This window comes from Mycobacterium sp., assembly GCF_035506235.1.
Taxonomy (GTDB): domain Bacteria; phylum Actinomycetota; class Actinomycetes; order Mycobacteriales; family Mycobacteriaceae; genus Mycobacterium.
Genome location: NZ_DATJPU010000255.1, coordinates 1 through 13,900 on the forward strand (window position 1 = coordinate 1; position 13,900 = coordinate 13,900).

Annotated in this window: 10 protein-coding genes; 7 read left to right on the forward strand and 3 right to left on the reverse strand. The window is 68.5% G+C overall.

The features are described 5' to 3' along the window. Positions 1-61 precede the first annotated feature (61 nt). A complete protein-coding gene (prrA, locus tag VMD50_RS23870) occupies positions 62-772 on the reverse strand; it encodes a two-component system response regulator PrrA (RefSeq protein ID WP_325431396.1) in 711 nt (236 codons plus the stop codon). A 279-nt stretch (positions 773-1,051) separates the two neighbouring features. Between prrA and VMD50_RS23875 the strand changes: the two genes are divergently transcribed. Both VMD50_RS23875 and VMD50_RS23880 read left to right on the forward strand, forming a co-directional pair. Then, complete coding sequence (locus tag VMD50_RS23875) at positions 1,052-2,884, forward strand: ABC transporter ATP-binding protein (RefSeq protein WP_325431398.1); 1,833 nt, start codon at positions 1,052-1,054, stop codon at positions 2,882-2,884. Next, positions 2,881-4,680, forward strand: a complete 1,800-nt coding sequence (locus VMD50_RS23880) for an ABC transporter ATP-binding protein (protein ID WP_325431400.1) — start codon at positions 2,881-2,883, stop codon at positions 4,678-4,680. The genes VMD50_RS23875 and VMD50_RS23880 overlap by 4 nt, the downstream gene beginning before the upstream one ends. Here VMD50_RS23880 and VMD50_RS23885 read toward each other — a convergent pair. Continuing rightward, positions 4,657-5,805, reverse strand: a complete 1,149-nt coding sequence (locus tag VMD50_RS23885) for an FAD-dependent oxidoreductase (RefSeq protein ID WP_325431402.1) — start codon at positions 5,803-5,805, stop codon at positions 4,657-4,659. The two genes, VMD50_RS23880 and VMD50_RS23885, sit on opposite strands and share 24 nt — an antisense overlap. A 100-nt stretch (positions 5,806-5,905) precedes the next feature. Here VMD50_RS23885 and VMD50_RS23890 point away from each other — a divergent pair, with 100 nt between their 5' ends. Beyond that, positions 5,906-6,475 (forward strand): TetR/AcrR family transcriptional regulator, encoded by a 570-nt coding sequence (locus tag VMD50_RS23890; RefSeq protein ID WP_325431404.1) that lies wholly within the window; start codon positions 5,906-5,908, stop codon positions 6,473-6,475. Here the strand turns inward: VMD50_RS23890 and VMD50_RS23895 are convergent. After that, on the reverse strand, positions 6,472-7,995 hold the full coding sequence (locus VMD50_RS23895) for a carboxyl transferase domain-containing protein (protein ID WP_325431406.1): 1,524 nt from the start codon (positions 7,993-7,995) through the stop codon (positions 6,472-6,474). The genes VMD50_RS23890 and VMD50_RS23895 overlap by 4 nt on opposite strands. Positions 7,996-8,021: 26 nt before the next feature. Between VMD50_RS23895 and VMD50_RS23900 the strand changes: the two genes are divergently transcribed. Genes VMD50_RS23900 through VMD50_RS23915 form a run of 4 tightly spaced genes read left to right on the forward strand, consistent with a single transcriptional unit; the run spans position 8,022 to position 13,870 of the window. Further along, a complete protein-coding gene (locus tag VMD50_RS23900; protein WP_325431408.1) occupies positions 8,022-8,756 on the forward strand; it encodes an enoyl-CoA hydratase in 735 nt (244 codons plus the stop codon). A gap of 5 nt (positions 8,757-8,761) precedes the next feature. Further along, positions 8,762-9,880 carry an MBL fold metallo-hydrolase gene (locus tag VMD50_RS23905; RefSeq protein ID WP_325431410.1) on the forward strand — a complete coding sequence of 373 codons (1,119 nt, stop codon included), beginning with the start codon at positions 8,762-8,764 and terminating at the stop codon, positions 9,878-9,880. A 19-nt stretch (positions 9,881-9,899) separates the two neighbouring features. Next, a complete protein-coding gene (locus VMD50_RS23910; RefSeq protein ID WP_325431411.1) occupies positions 9,900-11,483 on the forward strand; it encodes a serine hydrolase in 1,584 nt (527 codons plus the stop codon). Continuing rightward, on the forward strand, positions 11,480-13,870 hold the full coding sequence (locus VMD50_RS23915; protein ID WP_325431413.1) for a cation-translocating P-type ATPase: 2,391 nt from the start codon (positions 11,480-11,482) through the stop codon (positions 13,868-13,870). Before VMD50_RS23910 ends, VMD50_RS23915 begins: the two co-directional genes overlap by 4 nt. The last annotated feature ends 30 nt before the right edge of the window (positions 13,871-13,900 follow it).

The window sequence follows — 13,900 nt, forward strand, 5'->3', positions numbered from 1 at the left end:
GGCGTACGGGCGAAGATCCGGGACAGGACGTTCATGGCTGTGTCATTCGGTCATTGCACAGCTACTGCATTCGCAGCACGAACCCGACTCCGCGGACGGTGTGCAGCAGCCGGGGGCCGCCGTTGGCCTCCAGCTTGCGGCGCAGGTACCCGATGAAGACGTCGACGACGTTGGTGTCGGCGGCGAAGTCATACCCCCACACCAGCTCCAACAGCTGCGCACGGGACAGCACCGCGGTCTTGTGCTCGGCCAGCACAGCGAGGAGGTCGAACTCCCGCTTGGTCAGGTCGACGTCGACGCCGTTGACCCGCGCCCGCCGGCCGGGGATGTCCACCTCCAGCGGCCCGACCGTGATGGTTTCCGAGGACGACGTCGCGGTGGAGCCGCGGCGGCGCAGCAGCGCCTTGACCCGAGCGACCAGTTCGGCCAGCACGAACGGCTTGACCAGGTAATCGTCGGCACCGGCCTCCAGCCCCGCCACCCGGTCGTCGACCGAGCTGCGCGCGCTGAGCACACAGACCGGCACGTCGTTGTCCATGGCTCGCAGCGCCGTGACCACGCTGACGCCGTCCAGGACGGGCATGTTGATGTCGAGCACGATCGCGTCCGGGCGCGTCTCGGTGGCGCTGCGCAGGGCCTCGGCGCCGTCGACCGCCGTCGACACCTCGAACCCGGACAGGCGCAGGCCCCGTTCCAGCGAGGCGAGCACGTCGGAGTCGTCGTCGACGACCAACACCCGAGGCGAGGTGGCACCAGCGTCCATGGCGCCCATTGTGCCGGATTGCCGCTTTCGGCGGTGGGAGGATCACCGCCGGGTCGCGTGGCGGTCGTCGCGTGGTCATGGGGGGACAGGGCCGACTGCGCGTGGGTAGCGGCCGATTGCCTAAATGGTTACGGTTTCGACGCCGAGCTGCGACTGCCCTCGTTCAATGCCATGCCATCATCGAATTTGGGTGGCCGGAAAAGATATTCGATGTCTTGTCCGCCGTTGGTATTGCGACCCCTAATTTTCGGCGTCATCGTCGGGCAACCGGATCGGGGAGATGAATTCGTGACTGAAGTCACCTCCTCGCCGCCGATCGCGGCCGCGCCGAAGCGCCGCAGGGCGGCGTCGGATCTCAGACGGCTGCTTCCATACCTACGTCCCTACCGCACGCGCTGGATCGTGATGATCCTGGTCGCCATCGCCAGCCTCGGCGTCACCGTCGGAATCCCGATCATGACCAAGGCCGTTATCGACGGGCCGGTGCGTAATCACGACCAGCGCGGGCTCTGGGTGCTGGGCACCGCGACCATTGCTCTCGGTTTGGCCGAGGCGGCGATGTTGCTCGTCCGTCGCTGGCTCGGCGCACACGCGACGATGGGCGTGGAAGCCGATATCCGCCGAGACCTGCACGCGCGCCTGCAAATTCTGCCGATGTCTTTTCACCAGCGCTGGCGGTCAGGGCAATTGGTGTCGCGAGTCATGAACGATCTGGCCACCATTCGCGCTCTGATCTCGTTCGCGGCGCTGTTCATGTTGCTCAACATCCTTCAGATCACTTTGGTGACAACGTGTCTGATGGTGATGTACTGGCCGCTGGGCCTGGTCGTGCTGGGGTTGATCGTGCCGATCGCGGTCACCGTGCTGCACTACCAGCGCGATTTCACCCGGCTGTCGCGCCAGGCGCAGGACCAATCCGGTCATATCGCAACGCATGTCGAGGAGGCCGCGCTGGGCCGGCGCGTGGTACTGGTGTTCGGGCGCGAAGAGCAGGTGTTCGACCGGTTCGACGCCGAAGCCACCACGCTGTACGACATCGGTTGCGCCAAGGTGTCGGTGGCGGCGAAATTCTGGACCCTGCTTGAGGTGATTCCGAATCTGGCGCTCATCGCGCTGCTGGGTTTCGGCGCGTATGCGGCGGCCCACGGGCTGGTCACCATCGGCACCCTTGCCGCGTTCATCACCATGACCCTATCGCTGGTTTGGCCGGTGACGTCGATGGGTTTCTTGCTGTCGATCACCCAGGAGGCGACGACGGCGGCAAACCGAATCGCCGACATCTGGGACGCCCCTTGCGAAATAACCGGCGGAACGCATGCCGGCCCAATGCCCGCGGGGCGACTGGAGCTGCGCGACGTCGGCTTCCGCGTCCCCGATTCGTCGGGCAGCGAGAGGTGGCTGCTGCGGCATGTCACGCTCAGCGTCGAGCCCGGCGAGATCTTAGCCCTGGTTGGCGCCATGGGGGCGGGGAAGTCGTTGCTGACCGCGCTGCTCTCCCGCATCTACGACGTCGCGGAGGGGCAGATTCTCCTCGACGGCCGGGACATTCGCGGGCTGCCTCTGGCCACGCTGCGACGGACCGTGAGCACGGCGTTCGAAGACCCGACGTTGTTCTCCGCGTCGGTGGCGGAAAACCTCCGGCTGGGCCGGGAGGATGCCACCGACGCAGAGCTGGCCGAAGCCATCGAGATCGCGTCAGCCCGGTTTGTCTACGACCTGCCGTTTGGGCTCGATACCCGCATCGGCGAGCAGGGCATGCGGCTCTCCGGCGGGCAACGCCAACGGCTGTGTCTTGCCAGGGCGATCGTTGCCGCACCGAGGTTACTGGTCGTCGACGACAGCCTCTCCGGGGTCGACGTGCATACCGAGGCGACCGTCAGCGACGGGTTGCGCCGGGCAATGGACGGGGTCACCAGCATCGTGGTGGCACGCCGCCTGTCTACCGTGCTGTTGGCCGACCGGGTGGCGCTGCTGGACAACGGCACCATCACCGACATCGGAACACACGCGGAGCTTTTCTCGAGGGTGGCGTGGTATCGCCATCTGATGACCGGCAACCAACCGCATGATATTGATCGCGCGCCAACATGTTTGACGAGCATGACGGTAGGACGGCGATGACCGCCCTGGATACCCGGCCGATACCGGTTCGCGGCGCGGCGGGCTCCGGATATTGCGACCCCGCCATCGACGAGACCGCAGCCCACGGCCGGGATGCGCACCTATTGCTCGGTTCGCTGATGCGGCCGCACGTGCGGATCCTCGGCTTGCTGCTGTTAGTCGCTGTGCTGGAAAACGTTGCGTCGCTTTCGGTTCCGCTGTTCGTTCGGCGAGGTATCGACCACGGCATCCCGTCGCTAATGCACGGTGGGCCTGCCGCGGGGCTGCTGCTGACGGTCGCCTGGCTCTGCGGTGCCGTCGTTGTGCACGGTGTCAGCCGGTGGTTCTACCTGGATCGGGCCGGACGGGTCCGCCTGAGGGTGATGCTGGAGCTGCGCCGCCGCCTGTTCCACCAATTCCAGCGACTCGACACCGCGTTTCACGACCGCTACACGACTGGCCGCATGGTGAGCCGGCTGACCAATGACGTCGACGCCGTCGAGGACATGCTGGCGGCCGGATTCGACTGCCTCCTCACCCAGGTGCTCAGCCCGCTGGGAATCGTCTTCCTCCTGCTGATGCTCGACTGGCAGCTGGGCCTGATGTGCCTGGGTGCGTTGCCGGTCTTGGTGGGCCTGGGTGCGTGGTTCCGCTTCGAATCGTCCAAGACCTTTCGCGAGGTCCGGGAGAGCACCGCGTTGGTAATCATGCAGTTCATCGAGGCGATGTCGGGCATCAAAGCGCTGCAGGCCTACCGGCGCGAGCCGCGAAACCAGGTGATCTTCGAGGACATCGCCGACCAGTACCGGCTTGTCAACGAAAAGTCCTTCAAGCTCATCGCCATCTTCCCGGCCAGCGTGAAAGTGATCGGCAACGTCACCATCGGCTTGGTGCTGCTCTACGGCGGCAGCCAAGTCCTGCACGGCGACATGACGATCGGCACGTTCGCGGCCTTTCTGCTGTACCTGCGGTTGTTCTTTGATCCGATGCACGAGCTGACACACTTCTTCAACTCCTTCCAGGCGGCCACGTCGGCGCTGGAGAAGTTGGCCGCGGTGCTAACCAGACGGCCCGCGGTCGAGTTCGCGGCCGCCGCGCGGCGACATTCTTCGGTGCGTGGCACGGTCGCCTTGACCGATGTGCATTTCGGCTACGTGCCGGGCCGACCGGTTCTTTGCGGGCTGTCACTGACTGTGCCGGCCGGGCAGACGGTGGCGCTGATCGGGGCCAGCGGTACGGGCAAGAGCACGATCGCCAAACTGCTGGCCCGGTTCTACGACCCGGCCTCGGGATCGATCACCCTCGACAGCGTCGATCTGCGCGATCTCGGCCAGGCCGATCTGCGTCGCAGTGTCGCGCTGGTCACGCGGGAGAACTTCCTGTTCTCCGGAACGATCGCCGACAACATTCGCATCGGCCGGCCCGGGGCCACCGACGCCGAAGTCAGGGCCGCGGCCGCAGCGATCGGCGCGGATCGATTCATCGACGCGCTGCCCGACGGGTACCGCACCGAGGTCACCAACGGCGGCGTCGGGCTGTCCGCCGGTCAGCGTCAGCTGATCGCTCTGGCCCGCGTGTTGCTGACCGACGCGGCCGTGCTCATCGTGGATGAGGCGACGTCGGCGCTGGACATTGCCAGCGAGCGGATGGTGCGGCGCGCGCTGGCGACTGTGTTCGCGGGCCGGACCGCGCTCGTCGTCGCGCACCGGCCGGACGCCACCGAGGGCGCCGACCGGGTGCTGGTGCTGGGCCAGCAGGGCCGGATCTTGGAAGACCTTGGCCAAGGGCGGGACTCACCGATAGACGAGACCGCTTAACCGCCAAGCCAATTGGCGTCGCGCCGCCGGAACGCGCGCGGCCAGGCGCATCCCCGAGTTGCGGATCGGGCGCAGCGGGCGCGGCAGGGTGGCGATCCGGGTCAGCCGCCCGGTCAGCTTCAGCACCTGCTCGGCCCGCCGGCGCTGGGAGTCCGCGTAGGCGTCCAGCGCGGCGTCGGGGCCGCCGTGCACGGCCTCCGCGAGCGCGCCGGCCAATGAGACCGCATCGGCGATACCGAGGTTCATGCCCTGGCCGCCGGCGGGGCTGTGCACGTGGGCGGCGTCGCCGGCGAGCAGCAGTCGGCCGGCCCGGTAGCTGTCGGCGACGCGGTGGTGGATGTGGAACCGCGTTCCCCACAGCAGCTCGGTGACCTCCAACTGGCCGGGTCCGAAGGCCCGGGTGTCCAGCAGGGCCTGCACGAACTCCGCCGACGGCACCTTCGGTGTGTCCGCGACCGGAGCGACGATGCGAAAGATGTCACCCGGCAGCGGCGCCAGCACGTTCAGGCCTTCCCGGGCGTAGAACAGGATCACCTCATCGCGGGGCGCGTCGCCGGACAGCCGGACGTCGGCGAGCGCGAAGGATTCGGCGAATTCGCCTCCGGTGAAACCGATTCCGGCGTGTTCGCGCACCGTGCTGTGCATGCCGTCGGCGCCGGCGACATAGCCGGCCCGGATGGTGTCGCCGTCATCGAAGGTGGCGGTGACGCCGTCGGTGTCCTGGGTGAGGCGGCTCAGGGTTTTGGGCCGGATCACCACCGGATCCGAGCCGCCCAGTTCCTGCAGCCGCTCCAGCAGCAGCCGTTCGGTGTCGGCCTGAGACAGCATCAAGGTGTACGGGTGCTTCGTCGGCAACTGGCTGAAGTCGACCGGTACGAGGATGCGTCGGCCCTCCCGCATCGTGAATCGCGGCGCGATCACCCCCGCTTTCACCATTCGCCGGGCCACGTCGAGGTCCTCGAGCACCTCCAGGGTGCGGGCGTTCACCGCGGCCGCGCGGGAGGTGTTCTGCCCCTCGGCCAACGTGTCCACCAAGACCGCCCGCACCCCGCGGGCGATCAGCGAAGCGCCCAGTGCGAGGCCGGTGGGTCCGGCGCCTACCACCAGGACGTCGGTGTCATACATGGTCGGCTCCTCTCGTCGTAAGTCAACGCGTGTTGGCATAACTCCAATGCTTGCGCGCCGGTACGGCAATGTCAACAGCTGTTGGCCTACAATCGTTGACATGAGAAGATCGTCGGAACGGACCAAGGCCGCGATACTGACGGCGGCCCGCGAGCGGTTCGGCGCGGCCGGTTTCCAGGGTGCCACCATTCGGGCCATCGCCGCCGACGCCGGGGTGGACCCCGCGATGGTGATGCGGTACTACGGCAGCAAGGACAAGCTGTTCGCCGCCGCGGCGGATTTCGACCTGAGGTTTCCGGACTTCGCTTCGGTCGACCGGACGCAGGTCGGGCGGTCGGTGGTCCGGCACTTCCTCGAACGCTGGGAGGGCGACGAGGCGCTGGTTATCCTGCTGCGGTCCAGCGCCACCAACGGCGAAGCCGCGCAACGGATGCACCAGATTTTCGGGGCCCAACTGCAGCCGCTGGTCGCCACGTTGGTGCCCGCCGGGGAATCCGGCGTGCGGGCCGGGCTGATCGCCACGCAGATCCTGGGTATGGCGTTGTGCCGCTTCGTGTTACGGCTGCCCCCGGTCGTCGGGATGACACGGGACGAGATCGTCGAATGGCTCGGGCCGACGATCCAGCGCTACCTCACCGAGGCAGCGCGAGCAGACACAAAAGCCCCCTAAGCCGGCTCCGTTGAGGGGCTTTTGTGTCTGCTCGCGGTCGGTGAGCCGATGCGCCGGTAACGCCGCAAGCGGGCGGCCAGGCGCTCGGCGGGCGGCATCCCGCGCAGCGCGTCTACCTCGGCGGCGATGGCGCGCGTCAGCCGCTGCGAGAACTCGACCGGCTCGTCGGCGGCGTCGGGGTGCTCGGGCACGATGGCGTCGACGATCCCGGACGCGAGCAGGTCGGCCGAGCGAATCCCTTGGGCGCCGGCAAGTTCAGGAGCGTGGGCGGTGTCGCGGAAGACGATCGCGCTCGCCCCCTCCGGCGGCAGCGGCGCCAGCCAGCCGTGCAGCGCGGCCAGCACCCGGTCGGCGGGCACCATCGCCAGCGCCGGGCCGCCGCTGCCCTGGCCCAACAGGACCGACACCGTCGGCGTCTCCAGCGTGACGAGTTCGGCCAGGCACTGGGCGATCTGGCCCGCCAGCCCGCCCTCCTCGGCCTCGGCCGACAACGCGGGTCCGGCGGCGTCGATGAGCAGCACCAGCGGCAAGCGCAGCTCGGCGGCCAGCGCCATGCCGCGCCGGGCCTCGCGCAGCGCCGCGGGCCCGACCCCGCTCATTTCTGATCCACCCGGACCACGCTGCTGGCCGAGGACCACCGTGGGCTGGCCGCTGAAGCGGGCCAGCGCCAGCAGCGTGGTCGCCGCCTCCCCGCCACCCGTGCCGGACAACAGCACGCAGTCGGTGGCGCCGTGGCGCAGCAGCGTGCCGACACCGGGCCGGTCCGGCCGGCGTGACGCCACGACGGAATCCCACGCCGGCACCTCCGGCGTCGGCTCGGGCGGCTCCGGCGCGGGCAGCGCCTCGGGCGGGTCGGCGATCACCCTCAGCGCGCGATCCAGCGTCGTGCGTAGCTCGTCGAGGGCGACGACGCCGTCGATCACGCCGTGGCGCTGCAAGTTCTCCGCGGTCTGGATGCCGGCCGGGAAGGGTTCGCCATACAGCAGCTGGTAGACCCGGGGGCCGAGGAAGCCGATCAGGGCGCCCGGCTCGGCGACGGTGATGTGGCCCAGCGACCCCCATGAGGCGAACACCCCGCCGGTGGTCGGGTGGCGCAGGTACACCAGGTACGGCAGGTGCGCCCGCTTGTGCAGCCTGACCGCCGCGGCGATCTTCACCATCTGCAGGAAGGCGACTGTGCCCTCCTGCATGCGGGTGCCGCCCGAGCTCGGCGAGGCCAACAGGGGAAGCCGTTCGGCGGTCGCCCGTTCCACCGCGGCGGTGATTCGTTCGGCCGCGGCCACCCCGATCGAGCCGCCCAGGAAGTCGAATTCGCAGACCACCACCGCGACGCGGCGCCCGGATATGCGGCCCTCGCCGGTGAGCACCGCTTCGTCGAGGCCGGTGGCGGCGCGCGCGTCGGCCAGCTCCCGCGCGTAGGACTCGGAAACGGGGACCGCGATCGGATCGCTGTCCCAGCTCGCAAACGAGCCCTCGTCGAGTACGGCATTCAGCAGCTGTCCGGTCGTGATACGAGTCACGGGATGAGGCTATATAGGCTGGGTTAATGATCGGCGTGACCCAGACCGAAGCCGTTATGACCATCGAGCTGCAGCGCCCCGAGCGCCGCAACGCCCTGAATTCCCAGCTCGTCGACGAGTTGCGGGAGGCCATCGCCAAGGCCGGCGACGACGGATCGACCCGCGCGATCGTGCTGACCGGCAAGGGCACCGTGTTCTGCGCCGGCGCGGATCTCAGCGGCGACGCCTTCGCCGCCGACTATCCCGACCGGCTCATCGAGCTGCACAAGGTCATGGACGCGGCGCCGATCGTGGTGATCGGGGCCATCAACGGCCCCGCCATCGGCGCCGGTTTGCAGCTGGCCATGCAATGTGACCTGCGGGTCGCCGCGCCGGACGCGTTCTTCCAGTTCCCGACCTCGAAATATGGTCTGGCCCTGGACAACTGGAGCATCCGCCGGCTGTCCTCGTTGGTCGGTCACGGACGGGCCCGCGCAATGCTGCTGACGGCGGAGAAGCTCACCACCGACGTGGCGCTGCAGACCGGAATGGTCAATCGCATCGGGACGCTAGCCGACGCGCAGTCCTGGGCTGCCGAGGTCGCGGGCCTGGCGCCGCTGGCGATACAGCACGCCAAGCGGGTGCTCAACGACGACGGCGCCATCGAGGAACCCTGGCCGGAGCACAAAGAGCTGTTCGACAGGGCCTGGGCCAGCCAGGACGTCATCGAGGCTCAGGTCGCGCGCATCGAGAAGCGGCCACCGAGATTCCAGGGAGCCTGAGGGTCATGCCGCGGGGGGCGCTGCGACTGGCCGCCGGCACGGCCTCGCTGGCGGCCGGCAGTTGGTTGGTGCGCGCCCTGCACGGCGCCCCGGCCGCCCTCGGTGCGTCGCCCGCCTCGATCCGGGCGGTGGCGGAGGCGTCGCCCAACTACTCGGACGGCGAGTTCGTCAACCTCGACCCCGCCTCGATCTACAAGATGGACCGCGAGGAACTGCGGCTCATCGTGTGGGAGCTGCTGGCCGGGCGCGGCGGCAGCCGGCCGAAAGCGCCGATCCCGTTGGCCGCGCCGGAAATCTTCGACGGTGCCGCCAGCCGGTTGGCCGTCAGCTGGTTCGGCCACTCGACGGCGCTGCTGGAAATCGACGGTTACCGGGTGCTCACCGATCCGGTCTGGAGTAACCGATGCTCGCCGTCGGACGTCGTCGGACCACAGCGGCTGCATCCTCCGCCGGTGCAAATCGAGGGGCTGCCCGCCGTCGACGCGGTGGTGATCAGCCACGACCACTACGACCACCTCGACATCGACACCGTCATCGCGCTGGCGCACACGCAGCGGGCCCCATTCTTCGTGCCGCTCGGGGTGGGCGCCCACCTGCGCGCATGGGGAATTCCCGAGCACCGCATCATCGAACTCGACTGGCATCAGGGCGCCAAGCTCGACCAGCTCACCGTGATTTGCATGCCGGCGCGGCACTTTTCGGGCCGCTTCCTCGACCGCAACACAACCCTCTGGGCGTCCTGGGCTTTTCTCGGCCCGAGTCATCGCGCGTATTTCGGCGGCGATACCGGCTACACCAAGAGCTTCACGCAGATCGGCGCCGACCACGGCCCGTTCGACCTGACCCTGCTGCCCATCGGCGCCTACAACACGGCGTGGCCGGACATCCACATGAACCCCGAGGAGGCGGTTCGCGCGCATCTGGACGTTACCGACTCGGGCTCGGGGCTGCTGGTGCCCATCCACTGGGGAACGTTCCGGTTGGCGCCCCACCCGTGGGCCGAGCCGGTCGAGCGCCTGCTGGCCGCCGCGACCCCCGCCCGGGTCGAGGTGGCGGTGCCCTCACCCGGCCAGCGCGTCGATCCGGCCGCGCCGCGCAGATTCAACCCGTGGTGGAGGCTCTAGCCCACGTTAGAGTTCCGCCATGACCAAACGCGCGGTGATCGCCGCTGTGGTGCTGGCCCTGGTCGCGTTGACGGGATGTCGGCCCGCGCAACCGGAGTCCGGGCCGCCGCCGGTTCCGTCCGGCGCGCCGCCCAACGAGGTGTCGGGCGTGGAGATCCCCGCCGGCCGCATCGGCGACGCCATAGCGAAGGTCGACGGCCTGGTCGGCGACCTGATGAAGAGCACCGGGATCCCCGGCATGGCCGTGGCCATCGTTCATGGCGGAAAGACCTTATACGCCAAGGGTTTCGGTGTCAAAGACATGAACAAGGGCGACGCACAGGACAACAAAGTCGGCGCGGACACCGTCTTCCAGTTGGCATCGGTGTCGAAATCGGTCGGCGCGACGGTGGTGGCACACGAAGTCAGCGACAACGTCGTCACCTGGGACACGCCCGTGGTGTCGAAGCTGCCGTGGTTCGCGGTGGGCGACCCGTACGTCACCGGCCACGTGACCATCGCCGACCTGTATTCGCACCGCTCCGGGCTGCCCGACCACGCCGGCGACAAGCTGGAGGATCTCGGCTATGACCGCCGGCAGGTGCTCGAGCGACTGAAGTACCTACCGCTGGCGCCCTTTCGAAACAGCTACGCCTACACCAACTTCGGCGTGACCGCCGCCGCCGAGGCGGTGGCGGCCGCGGCGGGCAAACCATGGGAGGACCTCTGCGACGAGGTGCTGTACCGCCCGCTGGGCATGGTGGCCACGAGTTCGCGCTTCGCCGACCTCGCGGCCAGGGCCGACCACGCCGTCAACCACGTCAAGGTGGGCGACAAATGGGAGCCGCGCTTCCAACGCGACCCGGATCCCCAGTCGGCCGCTGGCGGGGTGAGCTCGTCGGTCAACGACATGGCGCGCTGGCTGATCATGTTGCTGGGCAACGGAAGTTCTCAGGGCCGGCGCATCGCGTCGCCGGAAGCCCTGCTGCCGGCCACCACCGCGCAGGTCGTCTCGGTCCCCGCAACCACACCCAAGGCGCGCTCCGGCTTTTACGGGTTCGGTTTCAACGTATCGGTGACCTCCTCGGGCCGCGCCGAATACAGCCACTCCGGTGCCTTCTCGTTGGGTGAGGCGACGAACTTCGTCGTGATGCCGTCCGAGGACCTGGGCATCATCGCGCTCACCAACGCCGCACCCATAGGCGTGCCCGAGACGCTCACCGCCGAATTCATGGATCTGGTGCAATACGGCCAGATTCGCGAGAACTGGGCCGACCTGTACAGGCAGGCGATCGGCTGGATGAACAACCCGGAAGGCTCGCTGGTCGGCAAACAGCTCCCGGCCAACCCCGCGCCGGCCAGACCGCTCGGCGATTACGCCGGCGTCTACGCCAGTGACTACTGGGGCCCGGCCGTCGTGACCGAACGCGACGGCGCGCTGCAGCTGTCGCTGGGGCCGAAGAACCGGACATTCACGTTGGCGCACTGGGACGGTGACACGTTCACCTTCCCCGTGACGGACGAAAACGCCCTACCCGGAACCATTTCCAAAGCCCAGTTCGCCGGCAACACGCTGAACCTGGAGTACTTCGACTCGGACAAGCTGGGAACCTTCACCCGATGATCGCGGGCCTGACCGATGCCGAGGTGGCGCGGCGGGTAGCCCGGGGCCAGAGCAACGCCGTCCCGGAGCGCGCCACCCGCAGCGTCGCGGCGATCGTTCGGGCCAACGTCTTCACCCGGATCAACGCGATCCTGGGCGTGCTGCTGGTGATCGTGCTGGCGACGGGCTCCGTTATCAACGGGCTGTTCGGCCTGCTCATCATCGCCAACAGCGCCATCGGCATGGTCCAGGAGATCCGCGCCAAGCAGACGCTGGACAAGCTCGCGATCGTCGGGCAGGCGAAACCGTTGGTGCGCAGGCAATCCGGAACCCGGACGCTGCCGCCCAGCGAGGTCGTGCTCGACGACATCATCGAGCTCGGCCCCGGGGATCAGGTCGTGGTCGACGGCGAGGTCGTCGAGGGGGAGAACCTCGAGGTCGACGAGTCGCTGCTGACCGGCGAGGCTGATCCGGTCACCAAGGCCCCGGGCGATTCGGTGATGTCGGGCAGCTTCGTCGTCACCGGCATCGGCGCCTACCGCGCGACCAAGGTCGGCCCGGAGGCGTACGCCGCCAAGCTCGCCGAGGAGGCCAGCAAGTTCACCCTGGTGAAATCCGAACTGCGTAATGGGATCAACCGCATTCTGCAGTTCGTCACCTATTTGTTGGTGCCGGCCGGTCTGCTGACGATCTACACCCAGTTCTTCACCACGCACGCGGGATGGCGCCAGTCCGTACTGCGAACGGTCGGCGCGCTGGTGCCCATGGTGCCCGAAGGCCTCGTCCTGCTGACGTCGGTCGCCTTCGCGGTCGGGGTGATCCGGCTCGGCCAACGTCAATGCCTGGTGCAGGAATTGCCCGCCATCGAGGGCCTGGCGCGGGTCGACGTGGTGTGTGCGGACAAGACCGGCACCTTGACCGAAAGCGGCATGCGGGTTGCCGAAGTGTCTGCGATCGGCGCGCGATCCGAAACCGTCGCCGACGCGCTGGCCGCGCTGGCGGCCGCCGACGCCCGCCCCAATGCGAGCATGCAGGCCATCGCCGCGGCGTATGACCGCCCACCCGGGTGGACGCCCACCGCGAGCGCGCCTTTCAAATCGGCCACCAAGTGGAGCGGCGTGTCCTTCCGCGACCACGGCAACTGGGTGATCGGGGCGCCGGACGTGCTGTTGGACCGGGCGTCGGCGCAGGCCGAACGGGCAGAGCGGATCGGGGCCCAAGGCCTGCGGGTCCTGCTGCTGGGTTGCGGCGAGGTGGCGGTCGATGACCCGGACGCGCCGGGCCGCGTCACGCCGGTCGCGCTGGTGGTGCTCGAGCAGAAGGTGCGCCCCGACGCCCGCGACACGCTGGACTACTTTGCGGCCCAAGATGTTTCGGTCAAAGTGATCTCCGGCGACAACGCAGTGTCGGTCGGCGCCGTCGCGGGCAAGCTCGGGCTGCGTGGTGACACGATGGACGCGCGTCAATTGCCCACCGACCCGGCCGAACTGGCCGACGCGCTGGAGAGCCACACCACGTTCGGCCGGGTGCGGCCCGACCAGAAGCGGGCCATCGTGCGTGCCCTGCAGTCGCACGGCCACGCCGTCGCGATGACCGGCGACGGCGTCAACGACGTGCTGGCCCTCAAGGATGCCGACATCGGTGTCGCCATGGGCGCCGGCAGCCCGGCGTCGCGCGCGGTGGCGCAGATCGTCCTGCTGGACAACAGGTTTGCCACGCTCCCGTACGTGGTCGGCGAGGGCCGTCGGGTGATCGGCAACATCGAGCGCGTCGCCACCCTGTTTTTGACCAAGACGGTGTACTCGGTGCTACTGGCGCTGTTGGTGGGCATCGAATGCCTCTTCGCCAAGCCCCTCCACGTCGACCCGCTGCTGTACCCGTTCCAGCCGATCCACGTCACCATCGCGGCGTGGTTCACCATCGGGATCCCGTCGTTCATCCTGTCGCTGGCACCCAACAACGAACGCGCCTACCCGGGCTTCGTGCGCCGGGTGCTGACCTCCGCGCTGCCGTCCGGGCTTGTCGTCGGCGTCGCGACGTTTGCCTCCTACCTGGTGGCCTACCACGGTCGCCACGCCTCGTTCCAGCAGCAGGACCAGGCGTCGACCGCGGCGCTGATCACGTTGCTGGCAAGCGCGCTATGGGTGCTCGCGGTGGCGGCGCGCCCCTACCAGTGGTGGCGGGTGGCGCTCGTCGTTTTCTCCGGCCTTGCATATGTGGCGATCTTCAGCATCCCGCTGGCCCAGCAGAAGTTCCTGCTCGACCCCTCCAACCTGGTGGTGACGTCGACCGCATTGGGGATCGGGGTGCTGGGCGCCGCCGCGATCGAGGCGATGTGGTGGATCCGCGCCAGGATGCTCGGCGTGCAGCCGAGGCTGTGGCGCGAGCCGGTGACGGCCGCCAAGTAAAATTCCGGGCGGATCCTCGGGGAAGGGGCA